Genomic DNA, 21,325 nt, shown 5'->3' with positions numbered 1-21,325 from the left:
ACCAACAATATTGCTCAAGATGTGTTTTTAAATAAACGTCGTGAAATGCGTATAAACCAATAAAATAAAACCCCCACTTTAAAAAAAGTGGGGGTTTGTCATTAATCTGAGAGCGCCTATGGCGCTCTTTTTTATTTTGATTTTTGAATAACTATTCAATTAGTCATTAATACCTAAAGTGGCATTGTTTCAAAATCAAAATCAAAACTAGTATCGATGTCTTGAAGTTCTTTAAGTAGACGCTGTTTATCCTTTAACGCTTCTATTTCCCGCCACTTACGTTTTTTATTTGAGCTTTTTGAGCGAGTTGGCCTTTCAACAACTTGGTCTAGCGCACCACCATAGTCTAAACGATCCATGGTAAACCTCCCTTGTTATTATGATGTCTCTATGCAAATAAGTATCATATTTCTTCGCTATAGTGCAATAGTTATGTTTCAAATTTGTTAAGAGGGTCTGACAATTTAATGAAGCTTAACTGGACTATTTAGAGACTTGTGCTATCGAGAAGTTTGTACTGCATATAAAAAAGCCAGCTTGCGCTGGCTTTTTAGTGTTTATATCTGACCTTGTCGATATAAATTAATTAATGCATTACTGGAAGAATCTAGCTCTGTTGCCGAATTTTCAGCGCCAATCCGATCAAGTACATCGTTTCCAAGTAACTTGCCTAACTCTACACCCCATTGGTCAAATGAGTTTATCTGCCATATAGCGCCCTGAACAAAGGTTCTGTGCTCATAAAGCGCTATAAGTGAACCTAATGTCGTTGGAGTCAGTTTGTCCATTAGAATAGTGTTGCTTGGCTTATTACCACTCATCACTTTATGTTGTGAGATAAGCGTTTTTTCAGCATCAGGTAAATCTTGACCTGAAAGCTCAGCTAACGCTTCATCAAAAGTGCGGCCCTGCATTAGTGCTTGAGTTTGCCCAAAGCAATTAGATGCAAGTTGATTATGATGCTCGCCTAATGGATTATGACTCTGTATTGGCATAATAAAGTCAGCAGGAATGAGTGCTGTACCTTGATGCAATAGCTGGTGGTATGCATGCTGACCATTTGTTCCTTCACCACCCCATATTACCGGCCCAGTACTAAAATCGACTTCGCTGCCATCTAACATGACCGATTTACCGTTACTTTCCATATCTAGTTGTTGGAAGTAAGCTGGTAAGCCACGTAAGTAATGATCGTAAGTTAATACCACATGAGATTGAGCATTATGGAAGTTACCATACAGAACTGAAAGCATCCCTGTAATGACCGGCATGTTTTGTTCAAGCGGTGTATTGGCAAAATGGTTATCCATTTGATGCGCGCCATCAAGCAATTGCTTAAAGTTATCCATACCAACAAGTAGTGCGATAGGTAAACCGATGGCAGACCATAATGAATAGCGACCGCCTACCCAATCCCACATAGGGAAAATGTTTTTGGCATCGATACCAAAGCCTGTTGCTTTAGTAACGTTTGATGTGACTGCAACGAAATGTTTAGCGACATCGGATTGAGAACCGCCGTTTGCTAGGAACCAATCTTTTGCACTCAAGGTATTCGTTAATGTTTCTTGAGTACCAAAAGACTTAGACGACATAACAAATAATGTTGTTTCAGCGTCTAAATTTTTGAGTTTCTCGCAAATTGAACTGGCATCAACATTGGCGACAAAGTGACAATTAAGACCTTTAACCCAGTACGGACGAAGTGCTTGAGAAACGATTTTAGGTCCTAAGAAAGAACCGCCAATACCAATACTAACAATGTCAGTTATCGTTTTGCCGGTATAACCTTTCCATTCGCCTTGTTGGACAGATTCAACAAACTGCGTCATCTTGGCTAAGGTTTGTTGTACTTCTGGGACGATATTATTGCCTTCAGCCATAATGACTTGTTCTGGCTTACTACGAAGGGCTGTATGCAGCACTGCACGCCCTTCAGTATTATTAATAATATCGCCGTTAAACATAGCGGCAATCTTGTTTGTTAAGTCAGCTTCTTTTGCTAACTTAAATAGCAAGCTTAGGGTTTCATCATCAACGCGATTTTTAGAATAATCTAATAATAAACCGCAGTCTTTTACACTCAGTTGCTCAAACCTTGCAGGGTTTTGAGCAAACAATTCTCGCATGTGTGGTAACGCTGCTGCATTTTGAGATAACTGCTGCCAGGTATTACTCTGAGTTAAATGTGTCATGCAAATCACTCCATTGAATATCGAATTAACCAAGTTTCTCGTTTAGCATGACCTCTAGCTTTCCTTGGTCAATGGCAAAATTACGAATACCTTCAGCAAGTTTATCAACTGCCATAGGGTCTTGGTTATATTCCCAGCGGAATTGTGCTTCAGTGAGCGGTGTTGGCGCGGCTTCAACAGAAGTCGCAGTCTTAAGCTTCTGAGTAATAGCAATGTCAGTGTTAGCCAATTCTTCAAGTAGTGCAGGGCCGATAGTAAGACGGTCACAACCAGCAAGTTCGATGATTTCACCAATATTACGGAAGCTTGCGCCCATGACGACGGTGTTATATCCGTGACGCTTGTAGTAATCATAAATGTCAGTGACAGATACAACACCTGGATCAGTTTCTGCTGTGTACTCTTGGCCAGTATCTTTTTTATACCAATCTAAAATGCGGCCAACAAATGGAGAAATAAGGTAAACGCCTGCTTCAGCACAAGCTCGAGCTTGAGCAAAGCTAAACAATAAGGTCAGGTTACAGTTAATACCTTCTTGCTCAAGTTGTTTTGCTGCGCAAATGCCTTCCCAAGTTGAAGCCAATTTAATCAAGATACGTGACTTATCGATCCCAGCTTCTTTATATAGCTTAATAAGCTTATGGGCTTTTTCGATAGAGCCCGCTTTATCAAACGAAAGACGTGCATCAACTTCAGTTGAAATACGACCAGGAACAATTTTTAAAATCTCTACGCCAATATTGACCGCTAATTTATCGCCAGCATCTTCAACTTGCTGTGCCGTATTATTTGACTGACTTTTTGCCCATGCAATTGCGTCATCAATAAGCGGTGCATACTCTGGAATTTGTGCGGCTTTTAGGATCAGAGAAGGGTTAGTGGTTGCATCTTCTGGTTGGTAACGTTTAATTGCTTCGATGTCGCCGGTGTCTGCAACGATGGTTGTCAGTGCTTTAAGTTGAGCTAACGTGTTCGCCATGGAAATTTCCCTCTCAAGTAACAAAGTTATTTTGTTCAATGCGGTTATTAGAAGCGATTTTACTGTATTTTCCAACACAATTTGTAAAAAAATTACATAAAAAACGCCATTCTGAGCGATTTAAAGGTAAAAATTGTTATTTAATATCTGGTTTATTAGCAGTCTAGCAATTTTGCCTGCTTGTTAAAATAATTGTTACCGATAACAACCCTGTGGTTGTAAGGGTTCCTATATTCTGTTTGTTAAATTTCAAATGAAATTTTTAAAATAAAAAGTCGCTGCAAGCAGCGACTTTTATTATAAATGTTTACTGTTAAATTATTTTAGTACAGGGCGTTTTTCTGCACCACTTACTACCGCTTCAATACGGCGGTTTTGCTTGTTTGCTTCTGCTGAAGTGCCTTCGATAATAGGACGGTCCTCACCAAAACCAACCGCTTTTAAACGAGTCGCATCAATGCCGTAGTCATTAACAAGTGAATCAACAACAGATTGAGCACGACGCTCCGATAAATCCATGTTGTAATCAGCGTTACCGACATGAGAGGCATGGCCTTCAATTACCACTGAAGTGTGTGGATTATCTTTTAAGTATTTCGCTGCTTGATCCATACGCTTTTTAGATTCAGGTTTTAATTCAGCTGAATCATTATCGAATAATAGACCTTCTAGACGTGAAGAAATAGGTACGTCCTCATATACAGTACAACCTTGTGCATCAACTTTATGAGCCGAAGGTGTATCAGGACATTTATCTAAATCATCTGTTACGCCATCATTATCTGAATCGATTGGTGCGGCTGCAACGACAATAGGTGCAACAACTGGCGCTGGTTTATCTACGCCAAAGCGGTAGCTAAGTTCAAGTCCCCAGTAGTTACTTTCCATATCAAGTGTATTGTACTTGTCATCATCTAAGTTTTCATAACGACGGTATTTAGCTTGTAGTTTCAGGTTTTGAGTGAAGTTATAGCCAAAGCCAACGCCAACGTAAGGGGCGATACCGCTGTCGCTATAATATTCAGTATTATAGTTTTTCTTATTAGAAATAAGGTAGTTCATTGCACCAGCTTCAGCTGAGAAACTCCACTTTTCACTAATAGGTATAAATGCCGCTAAACCTAACGTCATGCCTCTTGCGCCGACATCGTTACGTTTATTGCTATAGTCAGTCCATTCAGCTCGACCTAAATCACGGTAGCCAAGCTCAACACCAATATAATCATTAAATAAGTAACCACCGAAAACATCCCATGCATATGGGTCATCTTCACCGCACACTTTCATTGTTTTCTGATCGCAGTTAGGTTCATAGTTATTAACACCTAAGCCACCACCAACGTACCACGGTGTTAACTCTTGTTCAGCAGAAGCTGCAAAAGGTAACATTGAGGTGAGTAATACTACTTTTAATGTGTTCTTCATCATATATAAGTCCATTGTTATTTTACTTCACCAAAACACATGTAAATGAATTGTTTGTTACAAGTGTCGCTGACGCTTATGTGGTGTTCCTATTATGTTTTTGCCAGCTAGGTAATTATCGTCGTAAATTCAATGGTTTTCCATAGTAAGAAAGAATAATGTTGGGATTTGTTTGATTTTATATTGCGATATCGTTTCTGGTTGTTGTTTTTTGATGCTAGTTCAGTGGATAAATAGCTTCAATAATTCTGTCTAGGGCAGTATAGGGATAGATTTAGTTCAATGGGTTATTAAATAGTAAAAATAAACATATTAAAAAAGCGCCATGAGGCGCTTTTTTGTGACAGAAGCTAATTGCAACGCTTTAATTTAATTAACGAGTCCAAACCCAGTTTTCAATTTCTTGAGGATCAACGCCATTTGCCTTGATGTAATTACGATGTTCAACTAATCGCTGCAGCATATCTGTGGTGATAGCCACATGTTGAGTTTCATCGATGACGCCTTGTTGGAACAGCTTGTAAGCCATGTCGATAACTAAATGGTAGCGAGAAGTACCATTACGTACGCCCATATCAAATGGTGTTGTGGTAGAATCTTCTTCTTCATAACCTTTGATTCTGAATCGGCGACTACCTTTATAGTCAAATACCAATTTCTTAATCGTATTAGGGTAGCCATGGTAGTTAAATACTACGCCTTTATCTTCAGTAAAGATTTCATCCATCATCCAAGGTTTTGCTTGGAAGTCTCGACTACCTAGACCATTGCTATTTAACTCAGTCACGCTGACAAAGCGGATGCGGACTCTTGGCAGTAACTCACGGATAAGCACCAAAGAAGCCATACATTCTTGGGTGACATAATCACCACAACCTGCAAGCACGACATCTGGATTTTCATCAGAAGCGAAATCCCACACCATGACACCATCTTCAGTTTGCTTACGTGATTCATCAAGCGATAACCACTGAGGCAAATCTTTTTTACCCGCAACAAGGATATTTAACTTGTCGCGGTCTTCATAAGCGCGTTCGGTGTAGGTTAGGGTGGTGTTTCCGTCTGCTGGTAAATAAGCAGAAATGATATCAGGATGCTTCTCCAACATAGCCCCTAAGAAAGATGGGTTTTGATGAGAGTAACCATTATGATCTTGGCGCTCTAATAAAGATGACAGCACCACATTACAAGAAGGGACAGGTTTACGGAAATGCACCCCTTGGCTTGCGTATACATATTTACAGTATTGATCCGCCATTGAAGACACGACTTGTGAGAAGGCTTCATAGGTTGGGAACATCGCATGACGACCGGTTACTGTATAACCATGCATCATACCAAAGAGTAAGTTTTCAGAAAGCAGTTCAATCACACGACCATCTCGCGCCATGTCTTGATCCCAACTTTTAATAGGCCACTGCCAAGAACGGTCAGTTTCTTCAAAGACCGCTTGCAGCTGATTAGAGTATGTTTCATCTGGGCTGAAGATACGCAAATTGCGTTGGTCGCGATTTAATTTAAATGCATCACGCATCCATTCGCCCATTTTGTACATTGAAACGCCTCGACTACCGCGAGGTGCTTCTGGACCATAGCTTAGTTTTTTAAGATCTGGTTGAGCAAGTGAGCGAACCACTTCACCGCCATAGCTCAAATGCTGACGACCGCAACATAAATGCTTAGGAGGAATGAGTGATTGGATATCTTTATCAAAGGTAATTTGGCCTTCAGCATTGATTTCACACAACTCATCAAATTTATAACTGTCTAACCAGTCGTTTAATGCACTTAAATGGCTTGGGTCAGTTGCACACTTATTAACGATAACCTGATGCGATTCGCAGTTACCTTCTAATTTTTTACCGCCATGTTCCGCGGTACCCGTCCAACCTTTAGCTGTACGCATTAAAATAACCGGCCAGCGTGGTTTGCATACATCTTCACCGTTGCGAGCACGGGTTTGTATGTCGTTGATCATCTCGTAAGACAAGTCCATCGCATTCGACATTTGGATGAATACGTCTTCTTCGAGTTCATCATCGACAATAATCGGGTGGTAGCCTAATCCACGGAATTCTAGATCAAGTTCTTCATGATCCATACGTCCCATTCTGGTTGGGCCTGAAATTTTATAGCCATTAATGTGGACGATAGGTAATACTGCCCCGTTGGTTGCAGGATCAACCAGGCGGTTAGCATACCAAGAGGCTGCTAGTGGCCCAGTTTCTGATTCGCCGTCACCCACTAAACAAGCTGCGATTAAATTAGGGTTATCGAGCACCGCGCCCCAAGCAACAGATAATGAGTAACCTAATTCACCACCTTCAAGAATTTGACCAGGTGCTTCAGGGTTTGCGTGAGAAGGGTAACCGTATGCGGCTGAGAACTTTTTACAGATATCTTCGATACCGGCTTCATTGTAAGGGATGGTTTCTGGATAGAAGTGGCTTAATGAGCCTTCAACAAATAGGTTTGCTTGTACTGCAGGGAAACCATGGCCTGGGCCTACTAAGTAAATGAAATCTCTTTGGTGCTTAACAATAAGGCGGTTGACGTTGGCATATACAAAGTTAATTCCCGGGCAGGTTCCCCAATGTCCAAGTAATCTAGGCTTAATGTCTTCGTGTTGTAAATTCCTTTTAAATAGTACGTTTTGTTTTAAGTAGATTTGAGAAGTGGCGAGAAAGTTTGTCGCTCTAACAAATTTCTTTAGCGACTTGATTTCATTTGCGTGTGTCATATTGACCTCAATGTTCAAAGTAAAAATTCATTTAACCCTCAATGAGAACACTGTATTCTTAAAATAGTTGCAATAATGTGGTCTTTGTCTAACTTTTTATTATTATTTTTTATTAAAAAAATGGGTGAAGGTTGAATTAGTGTTAATTCTTTTGCGATACAAAGCCTAAGTTTGTTATTTGAGATGAGGGTAAAGTCGGCTAATTAGATAAGTGTGATAAAGATCACCTGACGCTGCAGATCATCTATGCTAGTTTTTTGCTCCGAAAAAATCAGAGATAATGAATTGAGAAAGTTTGCTAGGCATTCGTGCTTAAAAAAAGTAAAGTTAACTCGATCAAATCCTAAATAATAAATAACTAATATTTTCGCTCGCAAAAACGCTATCTAGATCGACAATCTTTTCAGGACTGCTGATTTGGAGCTTGAGTGTTTTTATTAAAATAATACGATAATTTTATTTTGTCTGAAGCTATAAGCCATTGGGGTAATTCAATACAGGCTGACTTTCTGCAAAATAAAGTTATTCCAAGGAATAATTAAAGCAATGGCAATGTTAGAAACGATTGTGAATTTCATGAACGATTTACTCTGGGGTAAATTGTTAGTTTATGGGCTAGTAGGCGCAGGTTTATTTTTTACTATCCGTTTAGGGTTCATCCAAATAGCTCATTTTACACACGGCTTAAAGATCCTTGCGATTAGCCGTCGTCCTGGCCGTCATGGTCTATCCTCTTTCCAAGTATTTTGTACGAGTATGGCTGCTCGTGTAGGTGCTGGTAACATGGCTGGTGTTGCTGTTGCTATCGGTATGGCAGGTCCAGGCGCTGTTTTCTGGATGTGGGCAATCGCTGTACTCGGTATGGCAACGGCAATGATTGAATCGACTTTAGCGCAAGTTTATAAAGTAAAAGATTCTGACGGACAGTATCGCGGTGGTCCTGCTTATTATATGGAAAAAGGCTTAGGTCAGCGCTGGATGGGGATTTTATTCTCAATCTTACTGATTATCTGTTTCGGTCTTGTTTTCAACGCAGTTCAAGCGAACACCATTACTGGCGCGATGACAGCTGTATTTGGTTTTGACCCTGTTTATGTTGGTATTGCTATCGCAATATTAAGCGGTGTTGTTATTGTTGGTGGCCTTAAGAAGGTTGCTAAAGTGTCTGAGGTCATCGTACCTATTATGGCACTAGCTTACATTGCAATTGCATTAGTTGTTGTCTTAATGAATATTGAGCAATTACCAGCAGTGTTTATGCTTGTGATTAAGAGCGCGTTTGGTTGGCAAGAAGCCGCTGGTGGCGCTGTTGCATACAGTATTGCTCAAGCTATGCAGGCGGGTATTGCTCGCGGCTTATTCTCGAATGAAGCGGGTATGGGTAGTGCAGCAAACATCGCTGCGAGTGCCTCTCCAAACCCTAACCACCCAGCATCTCAAGGTTATATGCAAATGATGGGTGTATTCTTTGACACTATCGTCATTTGTACGGCTACTGCTGCAATTATCTTATTATCAGGTGATGCTGCTGGAAGTGGCGATGGTATTGAAATGACAATTAATGCGTTGTCATCTCATGTTGGTGACTGGGGCGGAGCATTCATTGCTTTTGCAATTTTACTATTTTGCTTTACTTCTATTATTGCTAACTACTCTTATGCAGAAACCAACGTTATGTTCCTTTCTGGTAACAAGAAAGGCGCACTGCCGTTATTCCGTTTAGCTGTATTGGGTATGGTGATGTTCGGCGCGATTGCAAAAATTAACATCGTGTGGAACCTTGCTGATGTATCAATGGGCTTAATGGCTTTAGTAAACATGATTGCTTTACTATTATTATCAGGTTTAGCTGTACGAGTGATTAATGATTACCGTCAACAAGTTAAAGCTGGTGAAGAGCCTGTTTTTGATACTGACAAATTCCCAGAACTTGCTGATCAACTTGAAGATGGCATCTGGAAAAATAAACCAGTTGAATCTGCTAAGTAGCAAACTCTATAGTTTAGCGTCCACGCAATGTGTGAATACTAAACTCTATTAGAACAATCTAAAAAACCATGCATTTATTGCATGGTTTTTTTTATTCAGCCCAGTATCATAGAGAGCATTAAAGTTAAATACTGTATGGCTTAATAGGATAGTTAACGATGTTAGTATTAGTTTCTCCAGCAAAAACATTAGATTTCGAAAACACGGCTAAAACCACGTCATTTACTCAGCCAACTTTATTAGATCACAGCCAGCAATTGGTTGAAGTTTGTCGCGAGTTAACGCCAGTGGATATCGCTTCATTAATGAAAGTAAGTGATAAAATTGCAGGTTTAAATGCAGCCAGATTTAGTGAGTGGCAGCCTAACTTCAACCTTGAAAACGCGAAACAGGCAATGTTTGCTTTTAGAGGCGATGTTTATACAGGGCTTGATGCCGACTCTATGGGCGAGACGCAGATTGTTAAAGCGCAAAAACACCTTCGAATCCTTTCTGGGTTATATGGTTTACTGAAGCCGTTAGATTTGATGCAAGCATATCGATTGGAGATGGGAACTAGTTTAGAAAACCCTAAAGGTAAAAATTTATATGCATTTTGGGGTGAGGTCATCACAAATGAAATCAATGCCGCTGTTAAAGAGCAAACCGATGACATCATTGTTAATTTGGCTTCAAATGAATACTTTAAAGCGGTTAAGCCAAAGTTATTACAAGCTAGTTTAATTACACCTGTGTTTAAAGACTGTAAGAACGGTCAATATAAAGTAATTAGCTTTTATGCCAAAAAAGCACGTGGTTTAATGGCAAGGTATCTGATCGATAATGACATTAAATCTTTAGCTGGGGTTCAAAAGTTTGATGCTGATGGTTATTACTTTAGCGAAGAATTATCGACTCCGGCAGCCCCAGTTTTTTTACGTGAAGAAAGAATTTAGGTTAGTTATGCCTTTTAAAGTTTGTTAAGTAAGCCTAGTTAACCATAAAAAAAGCAGCTAATTAGCTGCTTTTTTTGTTTTTAATTTTTAATTTTTCGTTTTTAATTTTTCGTTTTTAAATCATCGCTAACTACTTCTTATCTTCTTTTTTAGCCAGCGGGCGTAAATCTAATTCAGATTGCGCCATGATATATGCAAACTGCGCATAAGCGGCGACATTTTGAGCGAGTGACTTAGGGTCAATCTTATCAAGCGTGTCATTTGGTGTGTGGTGATAATCGAAGTAATCAGTTCCATCTTGTCTCAGTGACGCGACTGGCACGCCTAGAGAAGGCATCATAGACACATCAGGGCCGCCTGTGGCTTTGTTGTTGCCAAGTTTTACCCCATTAATTGTCATTGCGTTGTGCTCGAGCTGAACTTGTTCGAATACCGCAGGGTTAACGTTAAAGTCGATTTGATAAATCTCACCTGCGCCGAAATCTGACTCAGCAGCAATATAGTGATTAGTTAACTCATCAGCATGTTGCTTCACGTAGGCTTTACCGCCAACAAGGCCAACTTCTTCAGCTGCATATAAAACCACTCTAATCGTTCTTGCAGGCTTTTCTGGTAAATCTTGAATCAGTTTTGCTGCTGCAGTAACAATAGCGACTCCAGCGCCATCATCAATTGCTCCCGTTCCTTCATCCCATGAGTCAAGATGAGCACCAATTAATACCACTTCTTCTGGTTTACTGCTTCCTGTTACTTCAGCGATAACGTTATATGAGGTAGCGACACCTAAGTTTTTTGAGCTTAGATTAAGTGATAAGGTGATATTGTCATCACGCTTTAGCATGGAGTTGATCATGTCAGCATCAGGTGCAGAAAGTGCTGCTGCGGGGATTTTAGCTACCCCATCTTTATAACGCATCATTCCTGTGTGTGCCATGCGGTCGTGGTCGGTACCAATTGAGCGAATAACCACGGCGACAGCGCCTTTTTCAGCAGCAGCTACCGCGCCTTTTGAGCGACCGCCTACGGATTTCCCGTAACCTTTACCGCTAATATGTCTTTCTGTTTTATGGTCAATAAAAGCAATTTTGCCTTTTACAATGGCAGGATCTGCTGCTTGCAAATCAGCTAGGGTATCAAAGCGAACAATTTGAGCTTGTAGGCCATCAGTTGGCGTAGCAACGCTGCCACCTAGTGCTGAGATAACCAAAGGCTGTTCAAAAGGAGCGATAATAGACGCTTTCGCATGACCACGAGACCAAGCCGGTACTTGTACAGACTCTTTATAGACTTTATCGAAATTTAATGATTTCAACTTATCCATAGCCCAGTTAACAGCAATGATATCTTTTTCTGAACCAGCTAGTCTTGGGCCAACTTCAACTGTTAACGATTCAACGATCTCATAACCTAATGAAGAAGCTAAAGCTTTTGTGGCTAGTTGCTGACTAATTTGGTTGTTTTTGGTGTCGTCAATATTGGTGGTGTTTGTTACCTGTGTATCATTTGTGTGGTTTTGACATCCTGATATAGCAGTCAAAATCATCGCAGCACAGAGAGTCTTATTGTAGTTTTTCATGAGTTTCCTTCATTTTTATTAGCTAAGTCTCATTTTTAAAAACAATCTACCAAAAAGTGTGCTTCATGTCGCTGCCCTATTTTTTAGGGAAGGCTATATTAGCCATGGAGATGATTGAGGAGAACCAAGCGCGTGATGAATATTGAATTAATGCAACAGCGTGCAGATCATGCTGTAGTAATGCTGAAAGCACTAGCAAATGAACGTCGTCTGTTTATTTTGTGTCATTTGCTTAATGAAGGTGAAATGTGCGTTGGTGAGATGAACAAAAAACTAGGTCTAAGCCAATCTGCACTATCGCAGCATTTAGCTTGGCTAAGAAAAGATAATCTCGTTTGTACACGTAAAGAAGCCCAAACTGTTTTCTATTCACTGAAAAGTGAAGAAGTACGTGAGTTAATTAAAGTATTGGACAACTTATACTGCCATTAGTGGCGAGGTTGCTCAAACTAAAGGCGTCTTAGCTAGCTTTACTTAAGGTGAAGTTTAGTTAAGGCGTTTTTTTATGTCCAAATTATGCGAATAAGCTTATACCAATCAGCATAAGAACATGATTATTCTTACTGGTTAAAATCGCTTATAACTTCGTTAGAAATTTTGTAGGTAGAGCAACTAGCTAGCTGCAATTCCTGCCTTGTACTAAGGGGGGGCCTACGCAATATCTGATCACTTATTTATCCCGATTGATATTATAGGGGGCTTTATGAGGGGATGTGGTGAATTTTAGATATAAAAAAACCGACCTAAGTCGGTTTTTTAAAGACTAAATCACAAAATTAAGCAGCGATTGCTTTGATTCTTGTGTTTAGACGTGCCTTTTGACGAGCAGCTTTATTCTTGTGAATAAGGCCTTTAGTCGCCATACGGTCAACAATTGGTTGTGCTTCTGCGAATGCTTCGGTAGCCGCTTTGTGGTCACCGCTCTGGATAGCAGCGATAACACGTTTAACGTATGTACGTAACATTGAACGACGACTAGCATTATGCTGACGACGTTTTTCAGATTGAAGCGCGCGCTTCTTTGCAGACTTGCTATTAGCCAAGGTGCAACTCCTAAAACTGGGATTAATACTTTGAGGGCGAGGAATATGCCTGCTTTTATTCATTTTGTCAATGAATATGGCAGAAATATCGTCAAAAAGACAAATAAAACTACCTTGCTCGGTTATCTTCAACCCAACTCGTGTAAGATGTGGCGCATTCTACCAGTTCTTGTATCGCATAAACAGCATTAGAATTGAAAAGTTGAGATATATCCGCGTTTAATTATTCATTAGCAAACTGCTATGGAGGGGTGTTTGAGTAAAAAGCTATTAAAATCAGGTGCAATTGTCAGTGTGATGACATTGGTATCAAGAGTATTAGGCCTGATAAGAGATGTGGTTATAGCCAACCTGATGGGCGCCGGTAGTAGTGCCGATGTGTTTATTTTTGCCAACAAAATCCCCAACTTTTTGCGCAGACTTTTCGCCGAAGGCGCATTCGCTCAAGCGTTTGTTCCAGTACTCACTGAGTATCAACAGAAAAATACCCCTGAAGAAACCCGAGAGCTTTTAGGGAAGGTTGCCGGTACGCTTGGTGGAATTGTTAGTATTGTTACCTTAATAGGTGTTATAGCATCACCCATTCTTGCTGCTTTATTTGCGGGAGGTTGGTTTTATGATTGGTTAAATGACGGACCTGATGCGAATAAGTTTGAACTTGCATCTTTGATGCTCAAAATCACTTTCCCATACTTGTGGTTTATTACGTTTACTGCGTTAGCAGGCTCGGTACTTAATACGCGTGGTAAGTTTGCTGTTTCTGCTTTTACGCCTGTTTTTTTAAATATCACTATCATTGTGGCTGCACTTTATTTTGCCCCTACCATGGAGCAACCTGAGCTTGCGTTAGCTTGGGGGGTATTTACTGGTGGGTTAGTTCAGTTTTTATTTCAACTTCCATTTCTACTTCGTGAGAATGCGTTAGTAAAACCATCTTGGGGTTGGAACCATCCTGGTGTGGTCAAAATAAGAACTTTAATGATCCCTGCACTATTTGGGGTGTCGGTGTCTCAAATCAATTTGTTGTTTGATACTTTTATCGCCTCATTTTTAATGACAGGTTCCATTAGTTGGTTGTATTACTCTGATAGGCTACTTGAATTCCCATTGGGTTTATTTGGTATTGCAATCGCAACGGTCATATTACCTGCGTTATCTAAAAAGCATGTAGATGATAAAGGTACTGGTTTCAGTGACACTATGGATTGGGGGGTTCGCGCAATATTATTACTGGGCGTGCCAGCGATGCTCGGATTAATCATTTTAGCCCAGCCGATGTTAATGGTGCTATTTATGCGGGGCGCTTTTACGGTCACTGATGTGGAAATGGCATCTTATAGTTTAGTTGCTTATGGCTGCGGTTTGTTGAGTTTTATGATGATAAAAGTATTAGCTCCAGGGTATTTTTCTCGCCAAGATACTAAAACACCCGTTAAATACGGCATAATAGCGATGGTAAGTAATATGATATTCAATATTATTTTCGCTATTCCTTTTGGTTATGTTGGGCTAGCTATAGCCACATCAATGTCGGCTTTACTCAATGCTGTTCTGTTGTATAGAGGTTTGCATATTGCTGGCGTATATCAATTTAGCCGCGGGACTTTAGTCTTTTTCTTGAAGATAGTTATTGCTACTACGTTAATGGCCGTGCTACTTATCACCACTTTGCCTGCGCAATCATTATGGTTAGATATGTCGATGATGGTAAAAGTGCTAACCCTGCTTAAATTGATTGTTTCTGGCGCAGGTGTCTATTTATTAAGCTTAGTGTTGATGGGGCTTAGACCCTGGAAGATGAAACGTCAATCATGAATGCTGATTATCAAATCTATCTAGTATATAATCAGCCGATTTACAGTAGCAGTTAATTGGCGTAATGGAACTAATTCGCGGTATACACAATATTTTACCTTCGCATCATGGGTGCGTGCTCACCATTGGTAACTTTGATGGTGTGCATCGTGGCCATGCGCAAGTGCTTAATAACTTAGTGAATAAAGCAAAACATTTTCAGCTACCAGCTGTGGTAATGACGTTTGAACCTCAACCACAAGAGCTATTCCGCCAACAAGATGCGCCAGCAAGAATCAGTTTGCTACGTGATAAAATCAGTTTACTTGATGAACTGAATATTGATCGGCTACTTTGTGTTAATTTTAACAGTCATTTTGCCAATCAACCTGCAGAGCAGTTTATTGAAGATTTACTGGTTAAAAAACTCGGTGTTAAATATTTAGTGGTAGGGGACGATTTTTGCTTCGGTAAAAATAGAACTGGCACTTTCGAGATGCTTGTAGAAGCAGGCAAAAAATTTGGTTTTACTGTTGTCAGTACTCAAAGCTTTATTTTAGGCTCTACGAGAGTAAGCTCCACAGCTGTAAGAGAGCAACTTGCTTTAGGTCATCTAGAGCAAGCAAGAAGACTATTAGGTCATCCTTTTGTATTAACTGGTCGTGTCGCACATGGGCAAAAGCTTGGAAGAACCATAGGGTTCCCGACAGCAAATATTGCCTTAAAGCGTAAGGTATCACCAGTTCGCGGCGTTTTTGCCGTAAAAATGTATTGGGATGATAGTGATATATATGAAGGCGTTGCCAACGTTGGCTTTAGACCAACAGTTGATGGGCAAGTCTGTCAGCTTGAAGTGCACTTATTTGATTTCGAAGGTGACTTATATAGTAAGCGCGTCGAAGTTGAACTAGTTGCGAAAATCCGTGACGAACATCCGTTCGAATCACTGGAAGCACTAAAAAAACAAATTTTGAATGATGCAAATGAAGCAAAAGCTTTGTTTGGCAATGATGCAGGTTGAAATAAATCAGCCCAATTAATGGTATAGGATCAATGACCGACTATAAATCTACGTTGAATTTGCCGGAAACAGATTTTCCGATGCGCGGTAATCTGGCTAATCGTGAGCCAGAAATGTTAAACCGTTGGACTCAAAACGAACTTTATCAAAAGATTCGTGATAGTCGTATTGGACGCAAACCATTCATTTTGCATGATGGCCCTCCTTATGCGAATGGCAATATCCATATTGGTCACTCAGTTAATAAAATTTTAAAAGACATCATTATTAAGTCTAAAACGATGGCAGGCTTTGATGCACCATACGTTCCTGGCTGGGATTGTCACGGCTTACCTATTGAATTAATGGTAGAGAAAAAAGTTGGCAAGCCAGGTCAAAAGATTTCAGCTGCTGAGTTTCGTGCTGAATGTCGTAAATATGCGGCCAAGCAAGTAGACGGTCAGCGTGATGACTTTATTCGTTTAGGTGTTCTAGGTGACTGGCATAACCCATATTTAACGATGGATTACAGCACTGAAGCGAACATTGTCCGTTCTTTATCTAAAGTGATTGAAAGTGGGCACTTACATAAAGGTGTTAAACCTGTTCATTGGTGTACCGATTGTGGTTCAGCACTTGCTGAAGCTGAAGTTGAATACGAAGATAAAACGTCACCAGCTATCGATGTTGCTTTTAATGCGGTTGACTCTGCTGCTGTTGCTGCAAAATTTGGTGTTGAAGGTTATACATCAACTATTTCAGCTGTTATCTGGACAACGACACCTTGGACAATTCCGGCTAACCGTGCGTTATGCCTGAGCCCAGAGCTTGATTATAGCTTGGTTGAGTTTGTTAAGAATGGCCAAACTAAAACACTTATTCTAGCTGAAGTGTTAGTTGAATCTTGCATGACTCGTTATGAAGCTGAAAGCCATACCGTTATCGGAACTGCTAAAGGTGCTGAACTTGAAATGTTACGTTTCAATCATCCTTTATCCGCATTTGATGTGCCGGCTATTTTAGGTGACCACGTAACAACTGAAGCGGGTACTGGTGTTGTCCATACCGCACCTGGTCATGGTCAAGACGATTTCGTTGTTGGTCAAAAGTACGGATTAGAAGTCGCTAACCCTGTTGGCGATAACGGCGTATACAAAGCCGATACTGAATTTTTTGCAGGTCAGCACGTATTTAAAGCAAACAAGAGTGTGGTTGAGCTTTTAGAAGAAAAAGGCCAGCTACTACTTCATGTGGCTTATCGTCATAGTTACCCGCACTGCTGGCGCCACAAAACACCTATCATTTTCCGTGCGACGCCGCAGTGGTTTATCTCGATGGATAACCATGGTTTGCGTAAGCAAGCATTAGGCGAAATTGAGCAAACACAGTGGATCCCTGATTGGGGTCAAAGCCGTATTGAAAAAATGGTAGAAAACCGTCCAGATTGGTGTATTTCGCGTCAACGTACTTGGGGCGTACCGATCACATTATTGGTTAACCGCGAAACGGATGAATTACACCCTGATAGCGTTTCTATCATGGAACGTGTTGCACATCGTATCGAGCAAGATGGCATCCAAGCTTGGTGGGATCTTGAAATCAGTGAGTTGATTGGTGATGAAGCTGATCAATATCGTAAAGTGACAGATACGTTAGATGTTTGGTATGACTCAGGTTCTACTTTCTCTTCTGTTGTTGCTTCTCGTCCAGAATTTAACGGTCATGAAATTGATCTATACCTAGAAGGTAGCGATCAGCATCGTGGTTGGTTTATGTCATCACTCATGATTTCTACTGCTATGAATGGTAAAGCGCCATATAAGCAAGTACTAACTCATGGTTTTACCGTTGATGGTAAAGGCCGCAAGATGTCAAAGTCTGTTGGTAATGTTATCGCTCCGCTGCAAGTAATTAATAAGCTAGGTGCTGATATTTTACGTTTATGGGTTGCTGCCACCGATTACAGTGGTGAGATGACCGTTTCTGACGAAATCTTAAATCGTAGCGCTGATTCATATCGTCGTATTCGTAATACTGCCCGTTTCTTATTAGCCAACTTAAATGGCTTTAACCCAGAAACTGACATGATTGCCACAGAAGATATGGTGTCACTTGATCGCTGGGTTGTGCGCCGCGCAGCTGCGCTTCAAAGTGAAATTATTGAAGCTTATGAGCAATATAACTTCCACTCAGTGACACAGAAGTTAATGCAATTCTGTTCAGTTGAGTTAGGTAGCTTCTACTTAGATATCATTAAAGACCGTCAATACACTGCTAAGCAAGATGGTCATGCTCGTCGTAGTTGTCAATCAGCGCTTTATCATATTGCTGAAGCTATGGTTCGTTGGATTGCTCCAGTATTAAGCTTCACCGCTGATGAAATCTGGAAGTTATTACCAGGTGAACGTACTGAGTTTGTATTCACTGAAGAGTGGTATCAAGGCCTTGAGTCAGTCACATTAGATGACGACTTAAGTGATGACTACTGGCAGCAGTTACTGACCGTACGTAATGAAGTAAATAAAGTGCTTGAGCAAGCCCGTCGTGATAAGCGTATCGGTGGCTCTTTAGAAGCTGAAGTGACCTTATTTGCAGATGCTGACTTAGCGTCACAGTTAGCTAAAGTTGCCGATGAGTTACGCTTTGTATTACTAACGTCTAAAACTGATGTTGAAGCACTTGATAGCGCACCTGCTGATGCGATTGAAACTGAACTTAACTCGCTTAAGTTAATGGTCGCTAAAAGTAGTGCTCAGAAGTGTGAGCGTTGCTGGCACTACAGTGATGATGTTGGCACCATCGAGTCGCATTCGACACTTTGTGGTCGCTGTGTAACTAACATTGAAGGCGATGGCGAACATCGTAACTTTGCTTAAGGACTGATAATGCCTCTTACTTGGAAAGAAAGTGGCATTCGTTGGTATTGGGTAGCTGTATTAGTATTTTTTGCTGATCAGCTATCTAAGCAATGGGTGTTAGCAAATTTTGAGCTGTATGATTCCATACAGCTGTTACCGTTTTTTAATTTTACCTATGTGCGTAATTATGGGGCAGCATTCAGCTTTTTGAGTGAAGCTGGTGGTTGGCAGCGTTGGTTATTTACCATTATCGCGGTTGGTTTTAGCACCTTACTTACTGTGTGGCTACGTAAGCAGTCTGCATCACTTTGGCGTACTAATTTAGCCTATACCCTGATCATTGGTGGCGCTATCGGTAACTTAGTTGATCGCTTAATGCATGGTTATGTTGTCGATTTTATTGATTTCTATTGGAACACGAGCCATTACCCAGCCTTCAATATTGCGGACGCAGGTATTTTTATTGGTGCGGTGCTAATTATTTGGGATTCATTTAAGCCTGAAGAGCCTGTAAAAGAAAGTTAGGGAGAATTACTTTGTCAGAACAACAAGCAACATCTCGTTCAATTCTGTGCCATATGAACATCGTTCTCGAAGATGGCTCAACTGCAGACAGCACTAAGTCGTCAGGTAAACCAGCGAGATTTAATGTCGGTGATGGTAGTTTAAGCCCAGCTTTTGAAGCTGAAATAATCGCGTTGCAACTTGGCGATAAGCATAATTTTACGCTTGAACCCATTGATGCATTTGGTGAATCAAACCCTGATGCGATTCATCATATGGATAGAAGTCGTTTCCCTGCGGATATGGAACTTGAACCAGGTGTTATCGTTAGTTTTGGCGGACCTGGCGGTAGTGAAATTCCTGGGATGGTAAGAGAAATTGCCGGTGATTCAATAACCGTTGATTTAAATCACCCGTTAGCAGGACAAAAAGTCACTTTTGAACTTGATGTGGTAGAGGTACTTTAAGATGCTTAAAGTTGATCCAACGTCTCCTGAATTGAATATCTTACTTGCCAACCCTAGAGGTTTTTGTGCGGGTGTAGACCGTGCAATCAGTATTGTTGAGCGAGCTCTAGAGTTATTTGAGCCACCAATATATGTTCGACATGAAGTTGTTCATAATCGTTACGTGGTCGAAAACCTTAAAGATCGCGGCGCAATATTTGTTGATGAGCTTGAACAAGTTCCTGATGATAGTATTGTCATCTTTAGTGCTCATGGTGTTTCTCAGGCGGTTCGAAAAGAAGCTAAAGATCGTGGGTTAAAAGTATTTGATGCCACTTGCCCCTTAGTGACTAAGGTTCACCTTCAAGTCACTAGAGCAAGTCGTAAAGGTATTGAATGTATCCTTATTGGTCACGAAGGACACCCTGAAGTAGAAGGGACCATGGGCCAATATGATAATTCGGAAGGTGGAGTTTATCTTGTCGAGTCGCCAGAAAGTGTCGCTAAACTAGAAGTTAACAACCCTGATAACTTATGCTTTGTGACTCAAACAACATTATCTGTTGACGACACACTCGATATTATTGAAGCATTAAAGGCGAAGTTCCCGTCTATTGAGGGCCCGCGTAAAGATGATATTTGCTACGCGACACAAAACCGCCAAGATGCAGTAAGAACTATGTCATCGGACGCAGACTTGTTTATTGTTGTTGGTTCTAAAAATAGCTCTAACTCGAATCGACTGCGAGAGTTAGCTGAAAAAACAGGGACAAAGGCATATCTAGTTGATACAGCAGCTGATGTAGATGAAGCTTGGTTTAGTGGTGTCGCTAAAGTTGCAGTAACCGCTGGAGCATCTGCACCTGAAGTGCTTGTGCAACAGGTGGTCAATGCTATCGCCAAGTTTGAACCTTCAGTCATCACTGAAGTCGAAGGGCGTAAAGAAGATACAGTTTTCGCTGTGCCTGCTGAATTAAGGTAGCAATACTAAAACACTAAAACACTAAAACACTAAAACGCTTAAAGCTAAAGCATTAATCAAAACCGTAATCTCAATGGATTGCGGTTTTTTTATATCTATAACTAACTGATTATTTATTAGACTACACTTTGTGTACAACTAAAGTTAATCTTTGGCTAATATTTAGTATACAATGGTTAACTATTTGATTACATCTTGCTCGGCTATTATTTTCGAGTATAGTATTTAGTGTCTAAGTTTAAGATTTAAAACAAATATTTTTAATTGCTATGTCAATAATGTGGCAGTTTATGGAGGTTTGACACTCATGTCAGCAAAAAGGAATGGATTTTCCTTAATTGAAGTGATGGTTTCTTTGGTTATTTTAACCGTTGGTTTAATTGGGATTTTCAATCTTCATATTGTAGCCAAGCGCGGTAGCTTTGAGTCTTTTCAACAAACCCAAGCTTCTTATTATGCTAATGACATAATAAATCGAATGCGATTGAATCCTAGTGTTTTAGATTCATACGGTTCTGCAGCTGGTATTACCTATACAGGGGCCTCACTTTCAGCTCCATCTAAAGCCTGTTCTGGTGCAGCGATATGTACGCCTGCTGAATTACAGTTGTGGGATGTATATGAATGGCAGTCTTCCTTTATGGGTGAGGCTGAGAAGGATGATGGAGATAATGTCGGAGGGCTTCCTTCCGGTATTGGTTGTATTTATGTTGAGCCAACTAAGGTTGTGGTTGTTATGAGTTGGACCGGTATCAGAAAATCATCAAATAATGAGGATGGCTATTCTGATTATGTAAAAGGCTGTGGTACGAAAAATAATAAAAAAAGAATTTTTGAAATTGAGACAGCGATTTTTTAG

General features: G+C 40.4%; 17 protein-coding genes. 10 read left to right on the top strand and 7 right to left on the bottom strand.

What is annotated here, in order from left to right:
• Positions 1–173: 173 nt before the first annotated feature.
• The 5 genes from L2735_RS16020 to L2735_RS16000 form a co-directional block, all read right to left on the bottom strand.
• Positions 174–359, bottom strand: coding sequence for a DUF3545 family protein (locus L2735_RS16020; RefSeq protein ID WP_055025622.1), 186 nt, complete (start codon positions 357–359; stop codon positions 174–176).
• Positions 360–557: 198 nt separating this feature from the next.
• Complete coding sequence (pgi, locus tag L2735_RS16015; RefSeq protein WP_248985658.1) at positions 558–2,195, bottom strand: glucose-6-phosphate isomerase; 1,638 nt, start codon at positions 2,193–2,195, stop codon at positions 558–560.
• Between the two features lie 25 nt (positions 2,196–2,220).
• The gene (tal, locus tag L2735_RS16010; protein ID WP_248985657.1) at positions 2,221–3,174 is read right to left on the bottom strand and encodes a transaldolase; all 954 of its coding nucleotides are present in this window, start codon (positions 3,172–3,174) and stop codon (positions 2,221–2,223) included.
• 318 nt (positions 3,175–3,492) lie between these two features.
• Positions 3,493–4,602 carry an OmpA family protein gene (locus tag L2735_RS16005; protein ID WP_248985656.1) on the bottom strand — a complete coding sequence of 370 codons (1,110 nt, stop codon included), beginning with the start codon at positions 4,600–4,602 and terminating at the stop codon, positions 3,493–3,495.
• A gap of 370 nt (positions 4,603–4,972) precedes the next feature.
• Positions 4,973–7,339, bottom strand: a complete 2,367-nt coding sequence (locus L2735_RS16000; protein WP_248985655.1) for a phosphoketolase family protein — start codon at positions 7,337–7,339, stop codon at positions 4,973–4,975.
• A gap of 552 nt (positions 7,340–7,891) precedes the next feature.
• On the opposite strand from L2735_RS16000, the gene L2735_RS15995 reads away from it, so the two are divergent.
• The gene (locus L2735_RS15995) at positions 7,892–9,328 is read left to right on the top strand and encodes an alanine/glycine:cation symporter family protein (protein WP_248985663.1); all 1,437 of its coding nucleotides are present in this window, start codon (positions 7,892–7,894) and stop codon (positions 9,326–9,328) included.
• A 158-nt stretch (positions 9,329–9,486) separates the two neighbouring features.
• Positions 9,487–10,263: a peroxide stress protein YaaA gene (gene yaaA / locus L2735_RS15990; protein ID WP_248985654.1), complete on the top strand. Its 777-nt coding sequence runs from the start codon at positions 9,487–9,489 to the stop codon at positions 10,261–10,263.
• Between the two features lie 130 nt (positions 10,264–10,393).
• Here the strand turns inward: yaaA and L2735_RS15985 are convergent, their stop codons facing one another.
• Entirely contained in the window at positions 10,394–11,839 is a 1,446-nt protein-coding gene (locus tag L2735_RS15985) for a M20/M25/M40 family metallo-hydrolase (protein WP_248985653.1), read from the bottom strand.
• Between the two features lie 135 nt (positions 11,840–11,974).
• Here L2735_RS15985 and L2735_RS15980 point away from each other — a divergent pair, with 135 nt between their 5' ends.
• Positions 11,975–12,271: an ArsR/SmtB family transcription factor gene (locus tag L2735_RS15980; protein ID WP_102529665.1), complete on the top strand. Its 297-nt coding sequence runs from the start codon at positions 11,975–11,977 to the stop codon at positions 12,269–12,271.
• Positions 12,272–12,615: 344 nt separating this feature from the next.
• On the opposite strand, the gene rpsT is transcribed toward L2735_RS15980, so the two are convergent.
• Entirely contained in the window at positions 12,616–12,882 is a 267-nt protein-coding gene (gene rpsT / locus L2735_RS15975; RefSeq protein WP_102529664.1) for a 30S ribosomal protein S20, read from the bottom strand.
• 255 nt (positions 12,883–13,137) lie between these two features.
• Between rpsT and murJ the strand changes: the two genes are divergently transcribed.
• The 7 genes from murJ to pilV all read left to right on the top strand — a co-directional run bounded on the left by murJ (position 13,138) and on the right by pilV (position 21,325).
• Positions 13,138–14,697, top strand: coding sequence for a murein biosynthesis integral membrane protein MurJ (gene murJ, locus L2735_RS15970; protein ID WP_248985652.1), 1,560 nt, complete (start codon positions 13,138–13,140; stop codon positions 14,695–14,697).
• 64 nt (positions 14,698–14,761) lie between these two features.
• A complete protein-coding gene (ribF, locus tag L2735_RS15965) occupies positions 14,762–15,697 on the top strand; it encodes a bifunctional riboflavin kinase/FAD synthetase (protein WP_248985651.1) in 936 nt (311 codons plus the stop codon).
• Between the two features lie 32 nt (positions 15,698–15,729).
• Positions 15,730–18,552 carry an isoleucine--tRNA ligase gene (gene ileS / locus L2735_RS15960; protein WP_248985650.1) on the top strand — a complete coding sequence of 941 codons (2,823 nt, stop codon included), beginning with the start codon at positions 15,730–15,732 and terminating at the stop codon, positions 18,550–18,552.
• A 9-nt stretch (positions 18,553–18,561) separates the two neighbouring features.
• Complete coding sequence (gene lspA, locus L2735_RS15955; protein WP_248985649.1) at positions 18,562–19,059, top strand: signal peptidase II; 498 nt, start codon at positions 18,562–18,564, stop codon at positions 19,057–19,059.
• Positions 19,060–19,070: 11 nt separating this feature from the next.
• Positions 19,071–19,505 (top strand): FKBP-type peptidyl-prolyl cis-trans isomerase, encoded by a 435-nt coding sequence (gene fkpB, locus L2735_RS15950; RefSeq protein WP_283104674.1) that lies wholly within the window; start codon positions 19,071–19,073, stop codon positions 19,503–19,505.
• 31 nt (positions 19,506–19,536) lie between these two features.
• On the top strand, positions 19,537–20,466 hold the full coding sequence (gene ispH, locus L2735_RS15945; protein ID WP_248985662.1) for a 4-hydroxy-3-methylbut-2-enyl diphosphate reductase: 930 nt from the start codon (positions 19,537–19,539) through the stop codon (positions 20,464–20,466).
• Between the two features lie 307 nt (positions 20,467–20,773).
• Positions 20,774–21,325, top strand: a complete 552-nt coding sequence (pilV, locus tag L2735_RS15940; protein WP_248985648.1) for a type IV pilus modification protein PilV — start codon at positions 20,774–20,776, stop codon at positions 21,323–21,325.

Source organism: Shewanella olleyana (genome assembly GCF_023283825.1).
GTDB lineage: Bacteria > Pseudomonadota > Gammaproteobacteria > Enterobacterales > Shewanellaceae > Shewanella > Shewanella olleyana.
The sequence above is the reverse complement of the archived record's forward strand: the minus strand, read 5'-3'. Positions and strand labels throughout refer to the sequence as shown.

Coding starts and splice junctions, on each gene's coding strand:
- ribF (WP_248985651.1), top strand. CDS start 14,762: ATGGAACTAATTCGCGGTATACACAATATTTTACCTTCGCATCATGGG.
- pgi (WP_248985658.1), bottom strand. CDS start 2,195: ATGACACATTTAACTCAGAGTAATACCTGGCAGCAGTTATCTCAAAAT.
- lspA (WP_248985649.1), top strand. CDS start 18,562: ATGCCTCTTACTTGGAAAGAAAGTGGCATTCGTTGGTATTGGGTAGCT.
- L2735_RS15985 (WP_248985653.1), bottom strand. CDS start 11,839: ATGAAAAACTACAATAAGACTCTCTGTGCTGCGATGATTTTGACTGCT.
- tal (WP_248985657.1), bottom strand. CDS start 3,174: ATGGCGAACACGTTAGCTCAACTTAAAGCACTGACAACCATCGTTGCA.
- L2735_RS15995 (WP_248985663.1), top strand. CDS start 7,892: ATGTTAGAAACGATTGTGAATTTCATGAACGATTTACTCTGGGGTAAA.
- ileS (WP_248985650.1), top strand. CDS start 15,730: ATGACCGACTATAAATCTACGTTGAATTTGCCGGAAACAGATTTTCCG.
- yaaA (WP_248985654.1), top strand. CDS start 9,487: ATGTTAGTATTAGTTTCTCCAGCAAAAACATTAGATTTCGAAAACACG.
- pilV (WP_248985648.1), top strand. CDS start 20,774: ATGTCAGCAAAAAGGAATGGATTTTCCTTAATTGAAGTGATGGTTTCT.
- L2735_RS16020 (WP_055025622.1), bottom strand. CDS start 359: ATGGATCGTTTAGACTATGGTGGTGCGCTAGACCAAGTTGTTGAAAGG.
- L2735_RS16000 (WP_248985655.1), bottom strand. CDS start 7,339: ATGACACACGCAAATGAAATCAAGTCGCTAAAGAAATTTGTTAGAGCG.
- L2735_RS16005 (WP_248985656.1), bottom strand. CDS start 4,602: ATGATGAAGAACACATTAAAAGTAGTATTACTCACCTCAATGTTACCT.
- L2735_RS15980 (WP_102529665.1), top strand. CDS start 11,975: ATGAATATTGAATTAATGCAACAGCGTGCAGATCATGCTGTAGTAATG.